The sequence below is a fragment of the Bradyrhizobium sp. 141 genome (assembly GCF_023074055.1).
Taxonomy (GTDB): domain Bacteria; phylum Pseudomonadota; class Alphaproteobacteria; order Rhizobiales; family Xanthobacteraceae; genus Bradyrhizobium.
The window spans coordinates 186,404-203,305 of the sequence record NZ_JADPKR010000115.1; the positions used below are offsets into that span (position 1 = coordinate 186,404).

Here is a 16,902-nt window from a genome sequence, read left to right on the forward strand (position 1 = left end):
GCACTGATGGGTCTGGTAAGCGCGGGGATCTTCCTGGCCCATGCGTTTGAAGGTTACCGCACGAGGGCCTGAGGCACTCGCGCGAACGGCAAGCATCACCTCTTTCAAGACGTCGCGTTCGGCGAATTTGATCGATCCGACCGAGCATCGAAGACGAGAGCGGCAGGTGTCCCATGCGCAACCATGACCTGGTATCTGATGGCTTCCTGGCATTGACCGCCGGCGGCTTGGTCTTGCTCTGCTCGAGCCTCGTGGCACTGGCCTTCGCCTGAACACGGCCACCGCTTTCCCGTTTTCTAACCACAACTACACCGCGATGCAGCATCGCGATCCCTTTAGGATTGCCCTGCTCCCGTTTAGTTGATTGAATTTCTGCATTCGACGCCTCGACTCATTTCAAGAGGCCATCACCAACGAAGGTGACGCAAATGCTTGCTGAGAAATTTTTCCTGGTTCTTGAATCCCTGATCCGTGGCGACCGCTCCTATCCCGACGGAAGCCCCCGGGTCATCAGCACTTCCCCGCACATACCGGTGAAGCTGGCTGGTCAGAAATAGCCGCACCGTCAGGGGGCACGCGCCGCTCAGCGCAGGCCCAACAGAGAACGGCGGTAGAAGCTCTCGCGGGCCTCGTTCTGGCAGACGAAGCTGCCGTCGAACCCCTGGCCGTACCGCTTCTGACCCTTGCGGTAGTAGACCCCTTTCCTGAAATCGAGCCAGACCACCTTGTCGTGCGGACAATGACGCTGCGCCTGCGCCTCGTAGCGAAACGGGGTCAGCGGTGTCGCCGAGACCTCCGCGGAGCCGGCGCCAACCATGATCGCGCCGGCGAGCGCGATCCCGCTGGCCCATCTGCCGAAGTCGCCCCTACTCACTCCCCGCCTCCCGATCCGGGCCGTCGCACGATAGCCGCAAGGCACGCTAGCACGAAAGGACGCGATCCGCCGAAGGCGAGACGCGGGCCGCGTCTTCCACCGGCCATCTTGTCGGGTTAGATGAAAGCCAGATCGTTTCGATTGCGAGGATGCGGCCCGAATGTCGGTTGAGCCTGGACCCCAATCCGAACTTGGCACCGAAGCCCGCCCGCCCTCGCCGCGCCTGGGCCTGCTGCCGATGATCATCTTCGGCTCGCGCTGGCTGCAGCTGCCGCTCTATCTCGGACTGATTGCGGCGCAATGCGTCTACATCGTGCTGTTCCTGAAAGAGCTCTGGCACCTCTCCTGGCACGCGATCGATCTCACCGAGCAACAGATCATGATGAGCGTGCTCGCGCTGATCGACGTCGTGATGATCTCGAACCTGCTCGTGATGGTGATCGTCGGCGGCTACGAGACGTTCGTCTCGCGGCTCGACCTCCAGGGCCACCCCGACGAGCCGGAATGGCTCGGCCACGTCAATGCAAGCGTGCTGAAGATCAAGCTCGCCATGGCCATCATCGGCATCTCCTCGATCGCGCTGCTGCGCACCTTCATCGAGGCCGGCAATCTCGGCTCGAACCGCGCCGGCTTCACCGAGACCGGCGTGATGTGGCAGGTGCTGATTCACATCACTTTCATTCTCTCGGCGATCGGCATCGCTTATGTCGACAAGCTCAGCGATTCCGGAATGCGCAGGCACGCCGAGTGAAGCCTGAGGGCCGCTTCACCTCTCGGTCTCGAGCTGCTGCATGACCTGATGCAGGCATTCCTGAAGCTTGGCCGCGACCTGCTCGCGCGCAAGGCCCGTGCCGGCAAGATCCTCCGACACCTTGTTCAGCACCTCGTCCATCGTCCGGTTTTCCAGATGGTCCGTCACCAGCGTCGTTGCATAGCTTGCCGCCGCATCGCCGCTGAGGCCGAGCCGGCTTGCGGCCCAGAGACCGAGCAGCTTGTTGGACCGGACGGTGGCCTTGAACATGAGTTCCTCGTCGTGGACGAATTTGGCCTCGAAGCCCTGCTCGCGCTTGTCGAACGTGGTCATGGTCAGCTCCATTGCGCTTTCGCTGATGAGGGTCGGACTGGCTGGTAAACGTCTCCGTGGTTCACGCTGGTTTAGGACGATTTGAAGCTTCCGGCGGAAGCCAAACGCCGTCAAGCCTGCCGTGCCCCCGGCCCGGTCGCGTGCATGGCTCGCACAAGCCCGGCGCCAGCCAACTCGGCTAGGTGGAGATTGTTTACGATTCATTAAGCAGACTCAGCGCCGCATGGCTTGGGGCACACCGAGAGCTGACGCATGAACAAAGAGCTGCGGGAGTTTCGACGGCTTGAACGGGTCTGCCTGGAGCAGGCCGCCCTCTCCACCATGGACCTGACGCGAACCGGGCTGCTCAAGGTCGCCGAGGACTGTCGCATCGCAGCCGAAGCGATCGAGGCGCGATTGCCCCGCGGACCCTTCGTGGGGGCCGTCCAGGCGCTCGTCCTGGCCTTGAGCGCAACGCGGATGTCGAACCGGCATTAGCCGTCCATCGACCGGAAGATCGCCTCAGAAGAATTGCTGGCGGAAGCCGCGCGAGATCAGTCTTTTGCCGCCGCGGCCTCGCGTGCGAGGCGCTCGGCCCTCAGCCGCTCCTTGTTGGCGTAAAACGCCTTCTGCGCCACTTCATGGTCGCGCATGGCCTTTTCGGCCTCGATCCGGCGTGCCGCATCGCGCGCCTGGCGCTGTTCGGGGGTCAGGGGTTTGCGTCGGAAGGAAAGGTCTTCAGTCATGCCGAGAGAACGCAGCGGCGAGGAAAAAGTTCCGCATGCCCCGCCGAGGGGCGCAGGGGGCCGCCCCAACAATTTGCGAAAACAACCCCATGCACAGTAGCCAAGCCATTCTGTGGCAAGGACTTTTCTATCATGCGCTTGAGGCGGTTGACCCTCGGGCAAACCAGTGGCGGGCGCAGCGATGATTGCCACGACCGTCGACAGGACAACGCAACATGGCAATGCTTGAGCAAACAAGTTCAATCGGACCCGACAGGTGCTCGCCGCCGGCAAATAGTGGTAATTGCAACTCATTGATCGCCGCAGCCGACTTTTAGGGTATGTCATGCGCTATCGTGTCCTCCTCTCGACGCTTCTTTTGGCATCTGCTGGTTCGCCGTCGTCGTCCGTCGCAGAGCCGGTGCCCGTCAATCCGAATAAGCCGCGAGACGCGAATTCCTGGTACGCGACCAGCCTAAAATGCCCTCGGGGTGCCAAACGGCGTTCTAGAATTTTCAATGAGGACACCAGCAGGTGCGCTGTCCAAAATTTGGGTGGACTACTCGAACGCTGAACCAGCCAAGGTCAAGATGCTCGTCTGGCCTTCTGACGGCGCCGCTGTGGAAACCGCAGTGGACGCGGCCTTAACTTCCGATTTGGATGATAAGAGGAGCGCAGCAGTGAGAAGTATTCGCCGTTACACTGACCGAGTTTTTGATGAGGTTTGCTTGGGAAGTAGCGCCAACAAGAGGCAATACGACACGATTTTGACCGAGAATCGGACCTTCCTGAAGGAGTAGAACTCTCTCGGTTGGCAGGCTGCGCCCCATCACCGGCTCGGCTTGGCCGTAGGCGTCGGTGGCTGAGAGACCCGTTGTGCTCCCGCCTGCAAGGCAGAGGAGCGCCGATGTCCCAGGCGTCTAACCACGAACATATCAATTTTCGTCGCCGTCTTGCTTCTCGCGACGCGAAGTTGGTTGCTCGATCCCACGATATCCTTTGGCATTCCCTTGAGCTGCTGCGCAAGCCGACGCCGTTGACCTTTCTTGGAAAACAGCGTGAGCCGGACAAACGACAGCCGGACGATCCACCAACCTGAAGGGAGTGGACGCCTAATTGATCGAAGCTGGTCCGTCCTTCGAAAATACTAGATCTCAATGTCTGCAATGACAGGCAAATGGTCCGAATAGGCCCTCGCCTCTGCGTCGGTCCAGACTTTCCGGATCCGGCTGTCGGACGTTGCATAGATCCGGTCAAGCCGCATGAGAGGCAAGCGCGACGGGAAAGTTCGCAGCCGCGTACGGTTTGGGCAGACTTGCGCGAGCACGCGCCGCACCGATTTGACCCAGAACCAATCGTTGAAATCGCCGAGGACGACGGTCCTTGCCGGCTCCACCAGGCTCACCAGAGTCCGTGCTTGCGCATGGCGTTCGTGGATGCTGAGGCCAAGATGCGTGGCCACCACACGCACGTCGCCGGTAGGCGTCAGCAAATCCGTCGCAATCGCTCGGCGCGGCTCCCGCTCACGATACGACACGTCGACGATCTCGGGTACGCCGGAGAATGGAAAGCGGCTCAGGAGCATCTGACCGTAGTCGCCGTCCGCTGTGACGATCGACTTGGCGTGAACACCGTGATCGCCGACGACACTCGCCAGCTTCGCAAACGGATCTTCTAATCGCGATCGCGAATCCACCTCCTGAAGCGCGACGACATCGGGGGCCCATTTCCGAACGATGGAACAGATGCCCTCCAGATCGAACTTCGGATTGAGATTGAACGTGCCATGCACATTCCACGTCATGAACCGCATCGGCGCCATCAGCGCCTCCCGGCGAGCCAGGTCGCGACGAATTGCGCGCCTGCGCAGATCGCGACCCAGCCCAGGAACGCCAGTACGAGCAGCAATATGTTGGTCCAGGATGCATTCCTGGCCAGATCTGCGATCTGAGCCCCCAGAACGGCCATGGCGAGAATCCCGGGCGTCATGCCCAGCAGAGTTCCGGCCAGGAAATCGCGCAGAGGCAGCGTGCTCGCACCAGCCACCACGTTCACCACCGAGAACGGCGCGATGGGAATCATCCGGATCACGACGACAGCCAGAATGCCCTTGCCGACGACACGTTCCTGGATGCGCGCGGCACGCCGCCCCAGCAAACGCTGGAGGCGTTCGCGGCCGAGGGCCCGTCCGATCGCAAAAAGGATGAGAGCGCTGAGCAAGACGCCCACCATGGCGGTGACGAAGCCCAGCCATGGTCCGAGTGCGGCGGCAGTTGCCGCAATGAGCACGAGAACCGGAAACACGACCAGCCCGCCCACCACAAAAGCTGCGATCGCGAATGGCGGCCCCCAGACCGACTGCGCGTAGGCAGACAGGAGCGTCGAAATACGGCCCGCATCGGCGAAATGGCTCAAGGATGTGTACGACCACGCCATCGCCAGTCCAAACAGCGCCACCGCTATCGAAACGATCCCGATGATCGTCTTCGTGTTCCACATGCGAGATGCCGCCCGCTCCAGATGAAGAGGCCGTTCAGGATCCGCAACCGGCTGGACCATCGTGGCCAGTGCGCTGGTCAGGACCGAGCACTCCACGTCGCGCAGGGCCTTCGCCCCGTCGGCGCCCGACACCTCATCCAACTGCGTAAAAAGACGATCCTCGTTTTGTGCGACGGCCTGTTCGTCGACACCGCAAAAATGGGCGATCAGGCGACGGCGGACCGACGCGATGAAATCCCGATGCTCGTCGAGTGCGGCTTCAAAGATGAGGTCACATTCGCTGTCGGCGCCCATCGAGCGGTTGTTCAGGTTCGCCGAACCAATCCTCAGGATCCGGTCATCGACGATCATGAGCTTGCTGTGCACCATCACGGCAGCTTCGGTGTCCCCGCTGCGTGAGACCGGGTAGACGAAGCGGATACGATCCGCGACGCCGGCCGCGCTGAAGCAGCCGATGAAGGCGCCCCGGCCGTTCTGCATGGCCTGGGATTCCACCCACGAGGAATGCAGCCTGGGCGTGACAACGAGAACCCGAAGCATGGGCACGCGACGCATCTGCTCCGCCAATTCACGTGCGATCTTGGTGGCGCTGGTAAACTGATTTTCGATGTAGACGAAGCGCGACGCGGACCGGATCGCTGCGATCAACGAGCGTTCGACCTCCCTGATCGTCGAACCTGCAGGACAGACCACCTCGGTCCTGGCGATCCCCACCGGCAAGTGCTCCACTTCGACCGGCACGTTCGCCGGCCACCGGATGCTCTTCTGTGCGCGCCGATCATGAACCTGTTGGCCTGCCGCACGCCAGCGCTCCTCCGCGAGCTCGAACAGCCGCGCCGCAGCGTCTCCGTCGACCATGCATTGAACATCATGAAACGGCGGATATGGCTTACCCCCGGGGTCGCAGCGCAATGCGTGATCGGCGCGATGGTCACTCGTGTCCCAGCGCCTGATGGTCAGATCGAGCCCGCCGACGAACGCCAGTGAACCATCGACACAGACGATCTTCTGGTGTTGGGCCGAGCCAAACGGAAGCGTGGAATCCAGATGAAATCGGAGGCGACCATCAGTCTCGGCGGTGAATTTTCCCGCAGAATTCCATTCCCTTTCGGAGGCATAAAACGAGACGAAGTCCCAGACGAGAATGTTGATCTGCAAGGCGGGACGCCGTTGAACCAGCGCGCGCAAAAATAGGCCAAGCTGTTCCGGCAAGCCGTCATCCGCCTGTCCGGAATCTCCGACCAGCCTGGTCTCACTATGGATATCCCATCCGATGATGTAGACGAGATCCTGCGCCTGCAGCAGCGCGTCCCGCAGGGCCGCGAAATAAGCGGCAGCATCGTTCAGAACCGCCACGCGCCGCGCCTTGCACCGCCGCCAGACGGTGTCGCGGGGGATCAGGGTCGATGAGCTCTGAAGCAGGTGGACCTCGCAATTCGCATTCGCGGCTCAACGCGTTGAATGCGCAAGGTGTTCCACGTCTTCAGGACCGGGAAGACTGTTCAGCGTGTGCGGATGCCGGCGCCTTGGCGCTCGCTCGGCACAGTCGCCGATTGCCGCTATTTTGTTCGGACAGTCTGTGCGCCGGCGCCCCTCAGGACGTCGGCGATCTTCTCAGGAGCGTCGCCGTGAAAGTCCACGGAGACCTCGATCAGACCTTCCAACTTCTGCCGGCCGTCCGGCGCCGGCGCGGATTTGGCGTCGCTACCTGCCGGCCGTGTCCCCGCGCTGTTCGCGCCGCCGGCGGGCTGAACGAAGACGTCGCTGCGCGGCACGCCGCATTCCTGCACGACGTGCTCAACCGCAAGCTCGGCGCCGCGGCGCGTGTCGAATTCTCCGATGATCGTACTTTCCAAGGGCGCACTCCCGTGGGTGGATGAGAGTGCGAACAACGGGCCAGCAAGAGCCAGGTTCCTGTGGCTTGGCGGGCTGCAGCTCAGATCGGACGGCTGTCCGCGCTGGACGTCAGAACCTGATCATCCCGAACAGGAAGAGCAGCGCCACAGTTATCAGACCGGAGATCAGCAGCGAACCGAGACACCCGAGCCGGTTCGAGAAGAAGAAAAACATGCGTTGCCCGCTGTGAAGCTTCGTGCGGGCTAATTTTTCAGATTCGATAGCGTTCCTGATGCGATCTTGTTTGGACCGGTGTTTTTCCGGAATCGACGGGTAAGAACCAATCCTCGAGCGCGACGTTGAGATCCGATGTCCGACGCTTTTGACTACTTCCGAGCACACGCGGTCCGAGCCCTTTGCAAGGCCCGGGCGATGCCGCGCGGACGAACGAAGCATCTCCAAACCGTGGTGGCGCGGATCTACCATCTGCTCACCAAGGAGTCCGCCTACGGGCCGAACCTGCAGCACATGGATGATTTCCGGGCAGCCCGGAAGCTCGAGAAGTCGATCGACTGAACTGACGTTGGAGCAGCTTCAGCAAGGCTGCCGGCGATTCGCGCTGGCGGGCCGCCGTGGCCTTCGCATTTGGTGTCGGTGCGGAGCTTCGCCGCTAGGAGGCTCCCGTGACCGGCGCCCGCTGGTAGCCAATATCTCGGTCAAAGTCCGGCCGGCTCACAAGAGGCGGGTTTTGCCACTGTCGGTTAGAATCGGGAGCAGCTGTAAAAACCCTTCCACTCAACCCACGTCTCGTTGCCGTCCTCGTCTACTAACTCCAAGCTTTCAACCCATCTGTGAGTCGGGGGAATTCATGGAAGGGAAGCCGTTTGAGAACATGTCTCTCGAAGAACTGTGGCAACTCCACACTGTCGTCAATGACGTTCTTGCCGCGAGGCTCGCGGCGAAGAAAGAAGAGCTAGAAAGGCGGCTGGAGCTGCTTAACCGAGAAGACAAGGCTATCCATTAGCCGCATCAGTGGCCCGCCGGTTCACGCTGGCGGCCGCTGTCCGTTTGATAAGGGGGCTTCTCCGTAAGCGAGCGTAGCACTTGTTCAGCTTGCTCCTTGGTTAAACTGGCCGCCCAGGCCCTCCCGATCAATGCTGGGCCCTTGCGTTCTCGATCGTAGACCATCCAACCCTTGCCGCCGATTCGAACCAAAAATCGGCTCTGCGATGGAACTTCGTCACTCAATGAAGCATGCTCCCGAATTGCCCAGCACCTAGCAGGGAGCGCATTCATCTTTGTAGCTTCATTCACGTATGTGAATCGCGTCGGGAAAACTTGGCAATGCAAACCAGATTTCGCTGGTGTGGGAGGCGCCAGGGTTTAGTGCGAATTGTGGCTAGTGGCCCACAAAATGGCCCCAGCTCCCGGGGGGCAATGGGGGAGGAGCTGGGGCGCATCGGGGTCACCCTTGGGGAAGGACATCGGGAAAGCTTAGCAATCGGCAAAGCGTTCCCAGCCTTTCCCTTAGGTCACCGATCGTTATCGGGTTTGCCGTTGGGGCTGCCGTCGCGCCCGCCGTTGCCCCAGCCGTTGTTGCCGCGATGGCCATGATGCACCAAGCCGCCGCCGGAATGGGCGATGGCCGTGCTAGTCAGGGACGTTGATAGCAACGCTGTGATGGTGGGGGGAGTTACGACCGCAAACTTACCGCAAGTCTTCAGAAATTCCCGCCGATCGTCATCTTCTCGTTCTGTCATTTCAATCTCCGAGAGCCGCGACAGTAGATTACACCATTAAGATGGAAATTAACTAATTAAATAGGTTAATGGGTTCAATCACAAATTGTCACAGAAGTGTGGTGGCTCGCGCTTATCTTGAGTAGGAACTGGCGGGTGGCGGCGGGGATTGGTGCTGTGCTCCGGTTCAAAGCCCCCTTGGTGCCGGAGCGTTTAACGGCCCCAGCCGCCGCCAAACGCTGGGGTCGTTTTTACGCCTTGGGGGCGTCGAGAAGCCCTTCCCATTCAATCGCCTGCTGGTAGCTCTCGGCCATCTCGAGCAGAGCCGCGCCGGTCGCGGCATCGGCGTCCTCAGCCATCTCGTGGCAGGTTGCGATCATTTGACTCAGCTGCGCGATACGCCGCCGTCGCCGCCGATTGATGATTGTAGATTGTGCGCTGGAGTCGCGAAAGGAATTCAGCTAGTTGATTTTACTGATGTTTTGGCGGAAGGGGTGGGATTCGAACCCACGGTACCCTTGCGGGCACGCCGGTTTTCAAGACCGGTGCCTTAAACCACTCGGCCACCCTTCCAAATCCGGAATGGCTGTCGCTTAACGTAGTCGACGGCACAAGGCAACGCCAAGTTGGCACCCTCGCCTCCGGCCCATCCGCCCGCCCTCTGTCAGGCGAGCGTCAGCCTGTTCCTCTAGCTTGGCGGCAGGTTCGGCGCCGCCGCGCGCCGACGTCTCGGCAATCCGACACTGGCGACATCTCCCAGGGCGTCGCCGGTCGCGAGGCCCGGCCGGATTGGTCTCCATGTCCGGGCCTCGTTTTGCGGATGCGCAAAAGAAAGCGGCGCCCCGTTAGGAGCGCCGCGCAAATGTTCTTCCTGACTGCGTCAGCTCAATAGCCGCAGGACGCACAGCCCATCTGCACCGGGGCGTAATAGGAATAGCCGGGCGAGACCATCTCGACGCGCTGGCGGGTGGCGTATTGCGGGGCGATGCGCTGGTACTGGACGCTGGGCGGCGCCACCATCACGGTCTGCGGCACCATCACGGTGCGGTATTGCGCCGGCGTCCGATGTGCGACGACGGAGCCCGGCGAGACCATCACGGTCTCATCGACGGTGCGGTATTGCGGCTGCACGTATTGCTGCTGATAGCAGGTCGTGCACGGCGGCGGCGTGTAGCAATTGTAGCAGCCGGCGGAGGCTGCGCCCGTCATGGAAATCGCGGCGACGGCGGTGGAGAAAACAACGGCGAGAGTACGAGACATTGCGGTGGTGCCCCAGTTGCCCGAAATGGATTTGCGAAGGTCGGCGCAATATACGCCGCAAAACCTTGCCGTGCCGAAGTTCGTGGAGGCATCCTTAATGCGAATGGCCGACGGCGGCGGACCGGTAAGGACTCATTGACCACGCGCATTAACGCGCGCGATGGGCGCACTGCTCCGAAGTCCGCATGGCAAGCGAGAGCGTGATCGCGGCCCGCCGATCGGACATTTCCGCGGTCCTCGTTCGAGCGGCAATTCCGGAGCGTTCATCCGCCTTCGATCGTCGAGCTTCAATGCCTCGCTGCCCTTTCCAGGAACTCCAGCAGCGAGGGATCGGTCTCCTCGAGTTCGACAAAGCTGCGGCGCAGCTCGTCGGCGATTTCGGCGGTGGCATCCCGCGACCATCCCTCCGCGGTATTGAAGGCCACGATACGTGCGGGATGAAGATATTGCCCTTCGGCGAGATGTCTGAGCAGGGTCGCGCGATTGGCGTCCTCCTCGGCCGTCTCACACCAGGCGCGGCCCAGCTGCCGGCCGAAGTCATCGAGCACGAGATAGACGTCCCGGTCTGTCGTAATTTGCGGCACGAGTGATGGAGAATGACTCATGGCTCACTCCGATACTGGCACTCCGGACCGTTTCGGACGGATCTCGACAAGGCGACCGCCTCGGCCGGATTCGGAAAAATGGATTTTCAGCTATTTTTCCGAGGATGGCATGATTAAATCGAAAATAAAACGTAATTAATAAAAATTAAATAGCAAGATGTGGACAAATGCACTAAAGTTGACGGTGCCTGGCGGGCAAGCCCGCACGTCGGGTGCCCACTTCGCAAACGGCTCCCGCCTCCACCCCCAATAGCCCACACCCCGGAAGGCGGGGGCCGTTCTTTGCAGACCTCCGTCCCGGCTCCAGATTCCTCCTGCAACGGCGCATCTGCGCGCTCGCGTAGAGAGCCCGATTGGCTTCGGAGCAATCGATCCAGCCTAAGGCGCCGCCGATCAGGCGCCTATCTCAAGCGCCGCTTCACCTCGCGCACCGCTCCGCGGGCGGCGCTGGTGGTGAGCGCGGCGTAGGCCTGCAGCGCGGTCGAGACGTTGCGCTTGCGCGCAGCCGGCTGCCAGGCGGCATCGCCCTTCGCCTCCTCCGCAGCGCGGCGCTGGGCTAGCTCCTCGTCGGAGACCTCCAGGCTGATGCTGCGGTTCGGGATGTCGATCGCGATGCGATCGCCGGTGCGGACCAGACCGATGTTGCCGCCTTCGGCCGCTTCCGGCGACAGATGGCCAATCGACAGGCCGGACGAACCGCCGGAGAAACGGCCATCGGTGACGAGCGCGCAGGCTTTGCCGAGGCCCATCGATTTCAGATAGCTGGTCGGATAGAGCATCTCCTGCATGCCGGGGCCGCCGCGCGGGCCTTCGTAGATGATGACCACGATCTCACCGGCGACGACCTTGCCGCCCAGAATGCCCTCGACGGCGGCGTCCTGGCTTTCGAACACGCGCGCAGGGCCTTCGAATTTCAGGATCGAGGCATCGACGCCCGCGGTCTTCACGATGCAGCCGTCCTGCGCGAGGTTGCCGTAGAGCACGGCAAGACCGCCGTCCTTGCTGAAGGCGTGTTCGAGGTTGCGCACGACGCCCTTCTCGCGGTCGGCATCGAGCTCGTCGTAGCGGCGCTCCTGGCTGAAGGCGATTTGGGTCGGGATGCCGCCGGGCGAGGCGCGGAAGAAGGTGCGGACCGTCTCGCTCTTGGTGCGCTTGATGTCCCAGCGCTCCAGCGCCTCGTTCATGGTCGGCGCGTGCACGGTCGAGACCGAGGTGTCGATGAGCCCGGCGCGGTCGAGCTCGCCCAGAATGCCCATGATGCCGCCGGCGCGATGCACGTCCTCGACATGCACGTCGGCCACTGAGGGCGCGACCTTGCACAGCACGGGCACGCGGCGCGACAGCCGGTCGATGTCCTTCATGGTGAACGCGACCTGCCCTTCATGGGCGGCGGCGAGCAGATGCAGCACCGTGTTGGTCGAGCCGCCCATGGCGATGTCGAGCGTCATCGCGTTCTCGAACGCCTTGAAATTCGCGACGTTGCGCGGCAGCACGCTGGCATCGTCCTGCTCGTAATAGCGGCGGACCAGATCGACGATGGTGTGGCCAGCCTCGACGAACAGGCGCTTGCGGTCGGCATGGGTTGCGACGACGGTGCCGTTGCCGGGCAGCGCCAGGCCGAGCGCCTCGGTGAGGCAGTTCATGGAGTTGGCGGTGAACATGCCCGAGCAGGAGCCACAGGTCGGGCACGCCGAGCGCTCGATCACCTTGACGTCCTCGTCGCTGACCTTGGAATCGGCCGCGGCCACCATGGCGTCGATAAGGTCGACGGCCTTGGTCTTGCCCTGCAGCTTGACCTTGCCGGCTTCCATCGGACCGCCCGAGACGAACACGGCGGGGATGTTGAGCCGCAGCGCGGCCATCAGCATGCCGGGCGTGATCTTGTCGCAATTGGAGATGCAGACGAGGCCGTCGGCGCAATGCGCGTTGGCCATGTATTCGACGCTGTCGGCGATCAGCTCGCGCGACGGCAGGCTGTAGAGCATGCCGTCATGGCCCATGGCGATGCCGTCATCGACCGCGATGGTGTTGAATTCCTTGGCGACGCCGCCGGCCTGCTCGATCTCGCGGGCGACGAGCTGGCCGAGGTCCTTGAGATGGACGTGGCCGGGCACGAACTGGGTGAAGGAGTTGACGACGGCGATGATCGGCTTGCCGAAATCGGCGTCCTTCATGCCCGTCGCGCGCCAGAGGCCGCGGGCCCCCGCCATGTTGCGGCCGTGGGTCGTGGTGCGGGAGCGATAGGCTGGCATGGCGGTTTCCGTCCTCGGTTTGGCCGGCCGGGCGGGAAAATATGGAGCCGCCTCAGGCCTTTGTGGCCGGATAGCGCACGCCGGGAACGCGCGCAACGGGAACTTGAGCCGGACAGGGCTCCCCTGCTCCCGGCGCGGGCTCTCTCACGTTCCCCGGACGCAGCGCAGCGTCTCCCTGGCGATGCGAGCATCGTCCAGCGACGGTGCGCTGCAGAGCCGGGGCCCATGCGGCAGCAAGTGCGTAGCCTCCTGGGTCCCGGCTCGCGCTTCGCGCGTCCGGGACACGGGACTGGCCTACTGCAGCGTCGGATCCAGCCGGTCGCGCAGCCAGTCGCCGATCACGGAGACGGCCAGCGTCGTGATCACGATGGTGGTCGCCGGAGCCAGCATGATCCAGGGCGCCCGGGTGAGGTATTCGCGGCCATAACCGACCATATTGCCAAGGCTGGTCATCGGCGGCTGCACACCGAGGCCGAGGAAGGACAGGCCGGATTCCATCAGGATCACCTCGGGGAAGACCAGCGTGGTCGAGACGATCAGGGTCGAGGCGATGTTGGGCAGGATGTGCCTGAGGTAGATCCGCGGCGGCGTCGCGCCTAACTGGCGGACCGCGGCGGCGTAGCCTTGCGCGTTGGCCGAGATGGCAAGGCCCCGCGCGATGCGGGCGTAGCGCTCCCAGCCGAACAGGCCCATCAGGCCGATCAAGAGCGGCAGCGAATTGCCGAAGAAGGCGAGCACAGCAAGGGCCATGATCAGGAAGGGCATGCTGGCCTGGAAGTCGGTCAGCATCAGCACGAACTGCTCGACGGCCCCGCGGAAATGCGCGGCGAGGAAGCCGAGCGTGGTGCCGACCACGGCCGAGATCGCGGTGGCGCCGAAGGCGATCAGCAGCGAGATGCGGATCGAGACGAGCAGCCGCGACAGCACGTCCCGGCCGAGCTCGTCAGTGCCGAGCCAGTGCGCGGCATTGCCGGGCGCTGCGAGCCGGTTGCGCAAATCGAGCTGGGTGAAGCCGTAAGGCGCGATTGTCTCGGCAAAGGTTGCGATCACCAGCATCGCGACGATCCAGCTCACCGCAAGGGCGACCGAGACCGGGATCGCCGGCAGGCTAATGCGGCGGCGGATGGCGGTATCCTTCAGCGTCGCGTCGGTCATGCATGCGCTCCTTTGGCGCGCAGGCGCGGATCGAGGAAGCCGTAGAGGAAGTCGACGATCAGATTGGAGGTGACCATGGTCATTGCGACCAGCAGCAGGATGCACTGCACGACGGCGAGGTCGCGGTTGGCGACGGCGACGACGAGCAGGCGCCCTACTCCGGGCCAGGAAAATACGCTCTCGACCACGACCGCGCCCGCGATCAGCGTGCCCACCATGAAGCCGAGAATGGTCACGGTCGGGATCGCCGCGTTCGGCAGCGCATGCGACGTCACCACCTTGCGCCACGGCACGCCCTTGGCGGAAGCCGTGCGGATATAAGGCTGGCCCAGCACCTCCAGCATCGCGCTGCGGGTGAAGCGCGCCAGCACGGCGGCGCCGCCAAGGCTGAGCGTCGCAATGGGAAGGATCGCGTGGCGCCAACTGTCCTGCCCGCCCGACGGCAGCCAGCCGAGCTGCACGGCGAAGACCAGCACGAGTAGCAGCGCCAGCACGAAGCTCGGCACGGTGAAACCGGCGACCGCCATCATCATCACGGCGCGGTCGATACCCGATCCCCGGTGCAGCGCGGCGTAGATACCGGCGGGAACGCCGAGCGCCACCTTGAACGCGAAGGCCGGCAAGGTCAGCGCCAGCGTCGCCGGGATCCGCTCCAGCACCAGCTCGATCGCGGGCCGGCCGTCGCGCATGGAGCGGCCGAGCTCGCCCTTGGCGATGGCGCCAAAATAGTCGAGATACTGAAACCAGATGGGATCATCGAGACCCCAGGCCTTGCGGAACGCCGCGAGCACCTCCGGCGGCGCCTCCGGCCCCAGGATCATCAGGGCGGGATCGCCTGACAGCCGCAGCACGACGAAGGCGAAGGTGACGACGAGAACGATCGTGAGCGCCGCGCGCCCAATGCGGATGGCGAAGTAACGTCCCATCACGCCGCGTCCCGCGTCTCGGCGCCGGTGACGAGATGACAGGCGACCTGCCGATTGCCGCCGACGTCCGCAAGCGCCGGCACCTCGCCCTTACAGCGCGCAATCGCGCGCGGGCAACGCGGATGGAAGGCGCAGCCTTGGGGACGTGCCGCCGGGTTCGGCGGATCGCCCGCGAGCACGATGCGGCCCGCACTGCGGCGCCCGGGCGCAGGCGAGGCCGAGACCAGCGCCTGGGTATACGGATGCTCCGGTCGCGCGAAAAGATCGTCGGCGCTGCCGATCTCGACGATGCGGCCGAGATACATCACCGCGACGACGTTGCTGATCTGCCTGACGACGCGCAGATCGTGGCTGATGAACAGCAGCGTCAGCGACAGCTGCGCCTGGAGATCGCAAAGCAGGTTCACGACCTGCGCCTGGATCGAGACGTCGAGCGCGCTGACCGGCTCGTCGCAGACCAGAAAATGGGGTTTTGTGGCGAGCGCCCGTGCCAGCACGATGCGCTGACGCTGGCCACCGGAGAGCGCGCCGGGATAACGCGCGCCATGCGCCGGGGTCAGCTCGACCGCGCGCAGGAGTTCGCGGACGCGCTCGTCGCGATCGGCAGGCGTGCCGATGCCGTGAATGTCGAGGGGCTCGCGGATCTGGGCCGCGACCGGCAAGCGCCGGTCGAGTGCGCCAAGCGGGTCCTGAAAGATCATCTGCATGCGCGCCCGCTGCGCGCGCCAAGCCGGCGTGCCCGGCGCAGCCATCGGCTGGCCGTCGAACCGCACCTCGCCGCGATCGGGCAGTTCGAGGCCAAGCACGACGCGCCCCGTCGTCGATTTGCCCGAGCCGGACTCGCCGACGAGACCCAGCGTCTCACCCTTGGCAATCGTCAGCGACACGCCATCGACGGCGTGCACGGCCGCAGCTCGGCCGAACATCCCCGAACGCATCGCATAGCTGCGCGAGATCGCGCACACCTCGACGAGCGGCGCGCTCATTCGGCGGCGATCCCGAGCAGCGCGCGGCGCGACGCCTCGGCGCGGATGCAGGCGACGCTGCGATCATTGGCGATCGCCGCCAGGGTCGGCGCGGCAAGGCGGCACGGCTCGGCCGCCAGCGTGCAACGCGGCGCGAAGGCGCAGCCATCAGGCATCTTCGCGGGATCGGGCACGGTGCCGGGAATGGCCGTCAGGCGCCGCCGCGGCCCGTCGAGCGGCGGCAGCGCGCCGATCAGGCCTTGTGCGTAGGGGTGCACAGGATCGGCGAAGAGCTGGTTGCTGGGGGCCTCCTCGACGATGCGGCCGGCATACATCACGGCGACGCGGTCGCAATTCTCGGCGACGACGCCGAGATCGTGGCTGATCAGCACCATCGCCATGCCGAGCTCGCGCCGGACCGTCGACAGCAGCTCCAGGATCTGCGCCTGGATGGTGGCATCGAGCGCCGTGGTCGGCTCGTCCGCGATCAACAGGTCGGGATTTCCGGCAAGCGCCATCGCGATCATAATGCGCTGGACCTGGCCGCCGGAGAATTCGTGCGGATAGGCCTCTAGCCGCCGGCCTGCGTCGGGAATGCCGACGAGATCGAGCAGCCGTCGCGCTTCCGCCTTCACGGCATTGCCTTGGAGATCCCGGTGCAGCGCCAGCGCTTCGCAGAGCTGCTTGCGGATGGTCAGCACCGGATTGAGCGCGCTCGCCGGATCCTGGAAGATCATGGCGACGCGCCCGCCCCTGACATGGTCGAGCTCGGCGGCCGGCGCGCCGAGGATCTCGCGCCCCTCCAGCCGCACCGAGCCAGAGACCTGGGCATGCCGCGGCAGCAGCCCAAGCGCGGCAAGCCACGTCACCGACTTGCCCGATCCGGACTCGCCGACGAGGCCGAGGGCCTCGCCCTTGCCAAGCGCGAGATCGACGCCACGCAGGACCGGCACGCCGCCAAAGGCGACGCGAAAGTCCCGGATGCTGACCAGCGGCGGCACCC

Annotated in this window: 20 protein-coding genes and 1 tRNA gene; 5 read left to right on the forward strand and 16 right to left on the reverse strand. The window is 63.9% G+C overall.

Features of this window, described 5'->3' with window-relative positions; all coding sequences use genetic code 11:
- Positions 1–583: 583 nt before the first annotated feature.
- Positions 584–817 (reverse strand): hypothetical protein, encoded by a 234-nt coding sequence (locus tag IVA81_RS39510; RefSeq protein WP_247330314.1) that lies wholly within the window; start codon positions 815–817, stop codon positions 584–586.
- Positions 818–1,034: 217 nt separating this feature from the next.
- Here IVA81_RS39510 and IVA81_RS39515 point away from each other — a divergent pair, with 217 nt between their 5' ends.
- Positions 1,035–1,625: a TIGR00645 family protein gene (locus IVA81_RS39515; RefSeq protein WP_247329550.1), complete on the forward strand. Its 591-nt coding sequence runs from the start codon at positions 1,035–1,037 to the stop codon at positions 1,623–1,625.
- Between the two features lie 15 nt (positions 1,626–1,640).
- Here IVA81_RS39515 and IVA81_RS39520 read toward each other — a convergent pair whose 3' ends face one another.
- On the reverse strand, positions 1,641–1,958 hold the full coding sequence (locus IVA81_RS39520; RefSeq protein ID WP_247329553.1) for a DUF1476 domain-containing protein: 318 nt from the start codon (positions 1,956–1,958) through the stop codon (positions 1,641–1,643).
- Between the two features lie 252 nt (positions 1,959–2,210).
- On the opposite strand from IVA81_RS39520, the gene IVA81_RS39525 reads away from it, so the two are divergent.
- Positions 2,211–2,435 carry a hypothetical protein gene (locus IVA81_RS39525; protein WP_247329556.1) on the forward strand — a complete coding sequence of 75 codons (225 nt, stop codon included), beginning with the start codon at positions 2,211–2,213 and terminating at the stop codon, positions 2,433–2,435.
- A 56-nt stretch (positions 2,436–2,491) separates the two neighbouring features.
- Here the strand turns inward: IVA81_RS39525 and IVA81_RS39530 are convergent, their stop codons facing one another.
- Complete coding sequence (locus tag IVA81_RS39530; RefSeq protein ID WP_247329598.1) at positions 2,492–2,683, reverse strand: hypothetical protein; 192 nt, start codon at positions 2,681–2,683, stop codon at positions 2,492–2,494.
- Between the two features lie 886 nt (positions 2,684–3,569).
- Between IVA81_RS39530 and IVA81_RS39535 the strand changes: the two genes are divergently transcribed.
- Complete coding sequence (locus tag IVA81_RS39535) at positions 3,570–3,761, forward strand: hypothetical protein (protein WP_247329601.1); 192 nt, start codon at positions 3,570–3,572, stop codon at positions 3,759–3,761.
- A gap of 48 nt (positions 3,762–3,809) precedes the next feature.
- Here the strand turns inward: IVA81_RS39535 and IVA81_RS39540 are convergent, their stop codons facing one another.
- From IVA81_RS39540 to IVA81_RS39550, 3 genes are all read right to left on the reverse strand, one after another.
- Positions 3,810–4,484, reverse strand: a complete 675-nt coding sequence (locus IVA81_RS39540; RefSeq protein ID WP_247329604.1) for an endonuclease/exonuclease/phosphatase family protein — start codon at positions 4,482–4,484, stop codon at positions 3,810–3,812.
- Positions 4,484–6,517 carry a VTT domain-containing protein gene (locus IVA81_RS39545; protein ID WP_247329607.1) on the reverse strand — a complete coding sequence of 678 codons (2,034 nt, stop codon included), beginning with the start codon at positions 6,515–6,517 and terminating at the stop codon, positions 4,484–4,486. The genes IVA81_RS39540 and IVA81_RS39545 overlap by 1 nt, the downstream gene beginning before the upstream one ends.
- A 203-nt stretch (positions 6,518–6,720) precedes the next feature.
- Entirely contained in the window at positions 6,721–7,017 is a 297-nt protein-coding gene (locus tag IVA81_RS39550) for a hypothetical protein (protein ID WP_247329610.1), read from the reverse strand.
- Between the two features lie 349 nt (positions 7,018–7,366).
- Between IVA81_RS39550 and IVA81_RS39555 the strand changes: the two genes are divergently transcribed.
- Complete coding sequence (locus IVA81_RS39555; protein ID WP_346659438.1) at positions 7,367–7,573, forward strand: hypothetical protein; 207 nt, start codon at positions 7,367–7,369, stop codon at positions 7,571–7,573.
- Positions 7,574–7,865: 292 nt separating this feature from the next.
- Positions 7,866–8,021 (forward strand): hypothetical protein, encoded by a 156-nt coding sequence (locus IVA81_RS39560; RefSeq protein WP_247329615.1) that lies wholly within the window; start codon positions 7,866–7,868, stop codon positions 8,019–8,021.
- A 508-nt stretch (positions 8,022–8,529) separates the two neighbouring features.
- On the opposite strand, the gene IVA81_RS39565 is transcribed toward IVA81_RS39560, so the two are convergent.
- The 10 genes from IVA81_RS39565 to IVA81_RS39605 all read right to left on the reverse strand — a co-directional run bounded on the left by IVA81_RS39565 (position 8,530) and on the right by IVA81_RS39605 (position 16,900).
- Positions 8,530–8,757: a hypothetical protein gene (locus IVA81_RS39565; protein WP_247329619.1), complete on the reverse strand. Its 228-nt coding sequence runs from the start codon at positions 8,755–8,757 to the stop codon at positions 8,530–8,532.
- Positions 8,758–8,987: 230 nt separating this feature from the next.
- A complete protein-coding gene (locus IVA81_RS40575; RefSeq protein ID WP_256469432.1) occupies positions 8,988–9,116 on the reverse strand; it encodes a hypothetical protein in 129 nt (42 codons plus the stop codon).
- Between the two features lie 103 nt (positions 9,117–9,219).
- Positions 9,220–9,309 (reverse strand) — tRNA-Ser (locus IVA81_RS39570).
- 312 nt (positions 9,310–9,621) lie between these two features.
- Positions 9,622–9,945 carry a hypothetical protein gene (locus IVA81_RS39575; RefSeq protein WP_247330317.1) on the reverse strand — a complete coding sequence of 108 codons (324 nt, stop codon included), beginning with the start codon at positions 9,943–9,945 and terminating at the stop codon, positions 9,622–9,624.
- Between the two features lie 338 nt (positions 9,946–10,283).
- Positions 10,284–10,601, reverse strand: coding sequence for a hypothetical protein (locus tag IVA81_RS39580; RefSeq protein WP_247329621.1), 318 nt, complete (start codon positions 10,599–10,601; stop codon positions 10,284–10,286).
- A gap of 401 nt (positions 10,602–11,002) precedes the next feature.
- Positions 11,003–12,853 (reverse strand): dihydroxy-acid dehydratase, encoded by a 1,851-nt coding sequence (gene ilvD / locus IVA81_RS39585; protein ID WP_247329624.1) that lies wholly within the window; start codon positions 12,851–12,853, stop codon positions 11,003–11,005.
- A 294-nt stretch (positions 12,854–13,147) separates the two neighbouring features.
- Entirely contained in the window at positions 13,148–14,008 is an 861-nt protein-coding gene (locus IVA81_RS39590; RefSeq protein ID WP_247329645.1) for an ABC transporter permease, read from the reverse strand.
- Entirely contained in the window at positions 14,005–14,934 is a 930-nt protein-coding gene (locus tag IVA81_RS39595; RefSeq protein WP_247330320.1) for an ABC transporter permease, read from the reverse strand. The genes IVA81_RS39590 and IVA81_RS39595 overlap by 4 nt, the downstream gene beginning before the upstream one ends.
- Positions 14,934–15,920 carry an oligopeptide/dipeptide ABC transporter ATP-binding protein gene (locus IVA81_RS39600; protein ID WP_247329648.1) on the reverse strand — a complete coding sequence of 329 codons (987 nt, stop codon included), beginning with the start codon at positions 15,918–15,920 and terminating at the stop codon, positions 14,934–14,936. The genes IVA81_RS39595 and IVA81_RS39600 overlap by 1 nt, the downstream gene beginning before the upstream one ends.
- Positions 15,917–16,900 carry an ABC transporter ATP-binding protein gene (locus IVA81_RS39605; RefSeq protein WP_247329652.1) on the reverse strand — a complete coding sequence of 328 codons (984 nt, stop codon included), beginning with the start codon at positions 16,898–16,900 and terminating at the stop codon, positions 15,917–15,919. Before IVA81_RS39605 ends, IVA81_RS39600 begins: the two co-directional genes overlap by 4 nt.
- Positions 16,901–16,902: the final 2 nt, after the last annotated feature.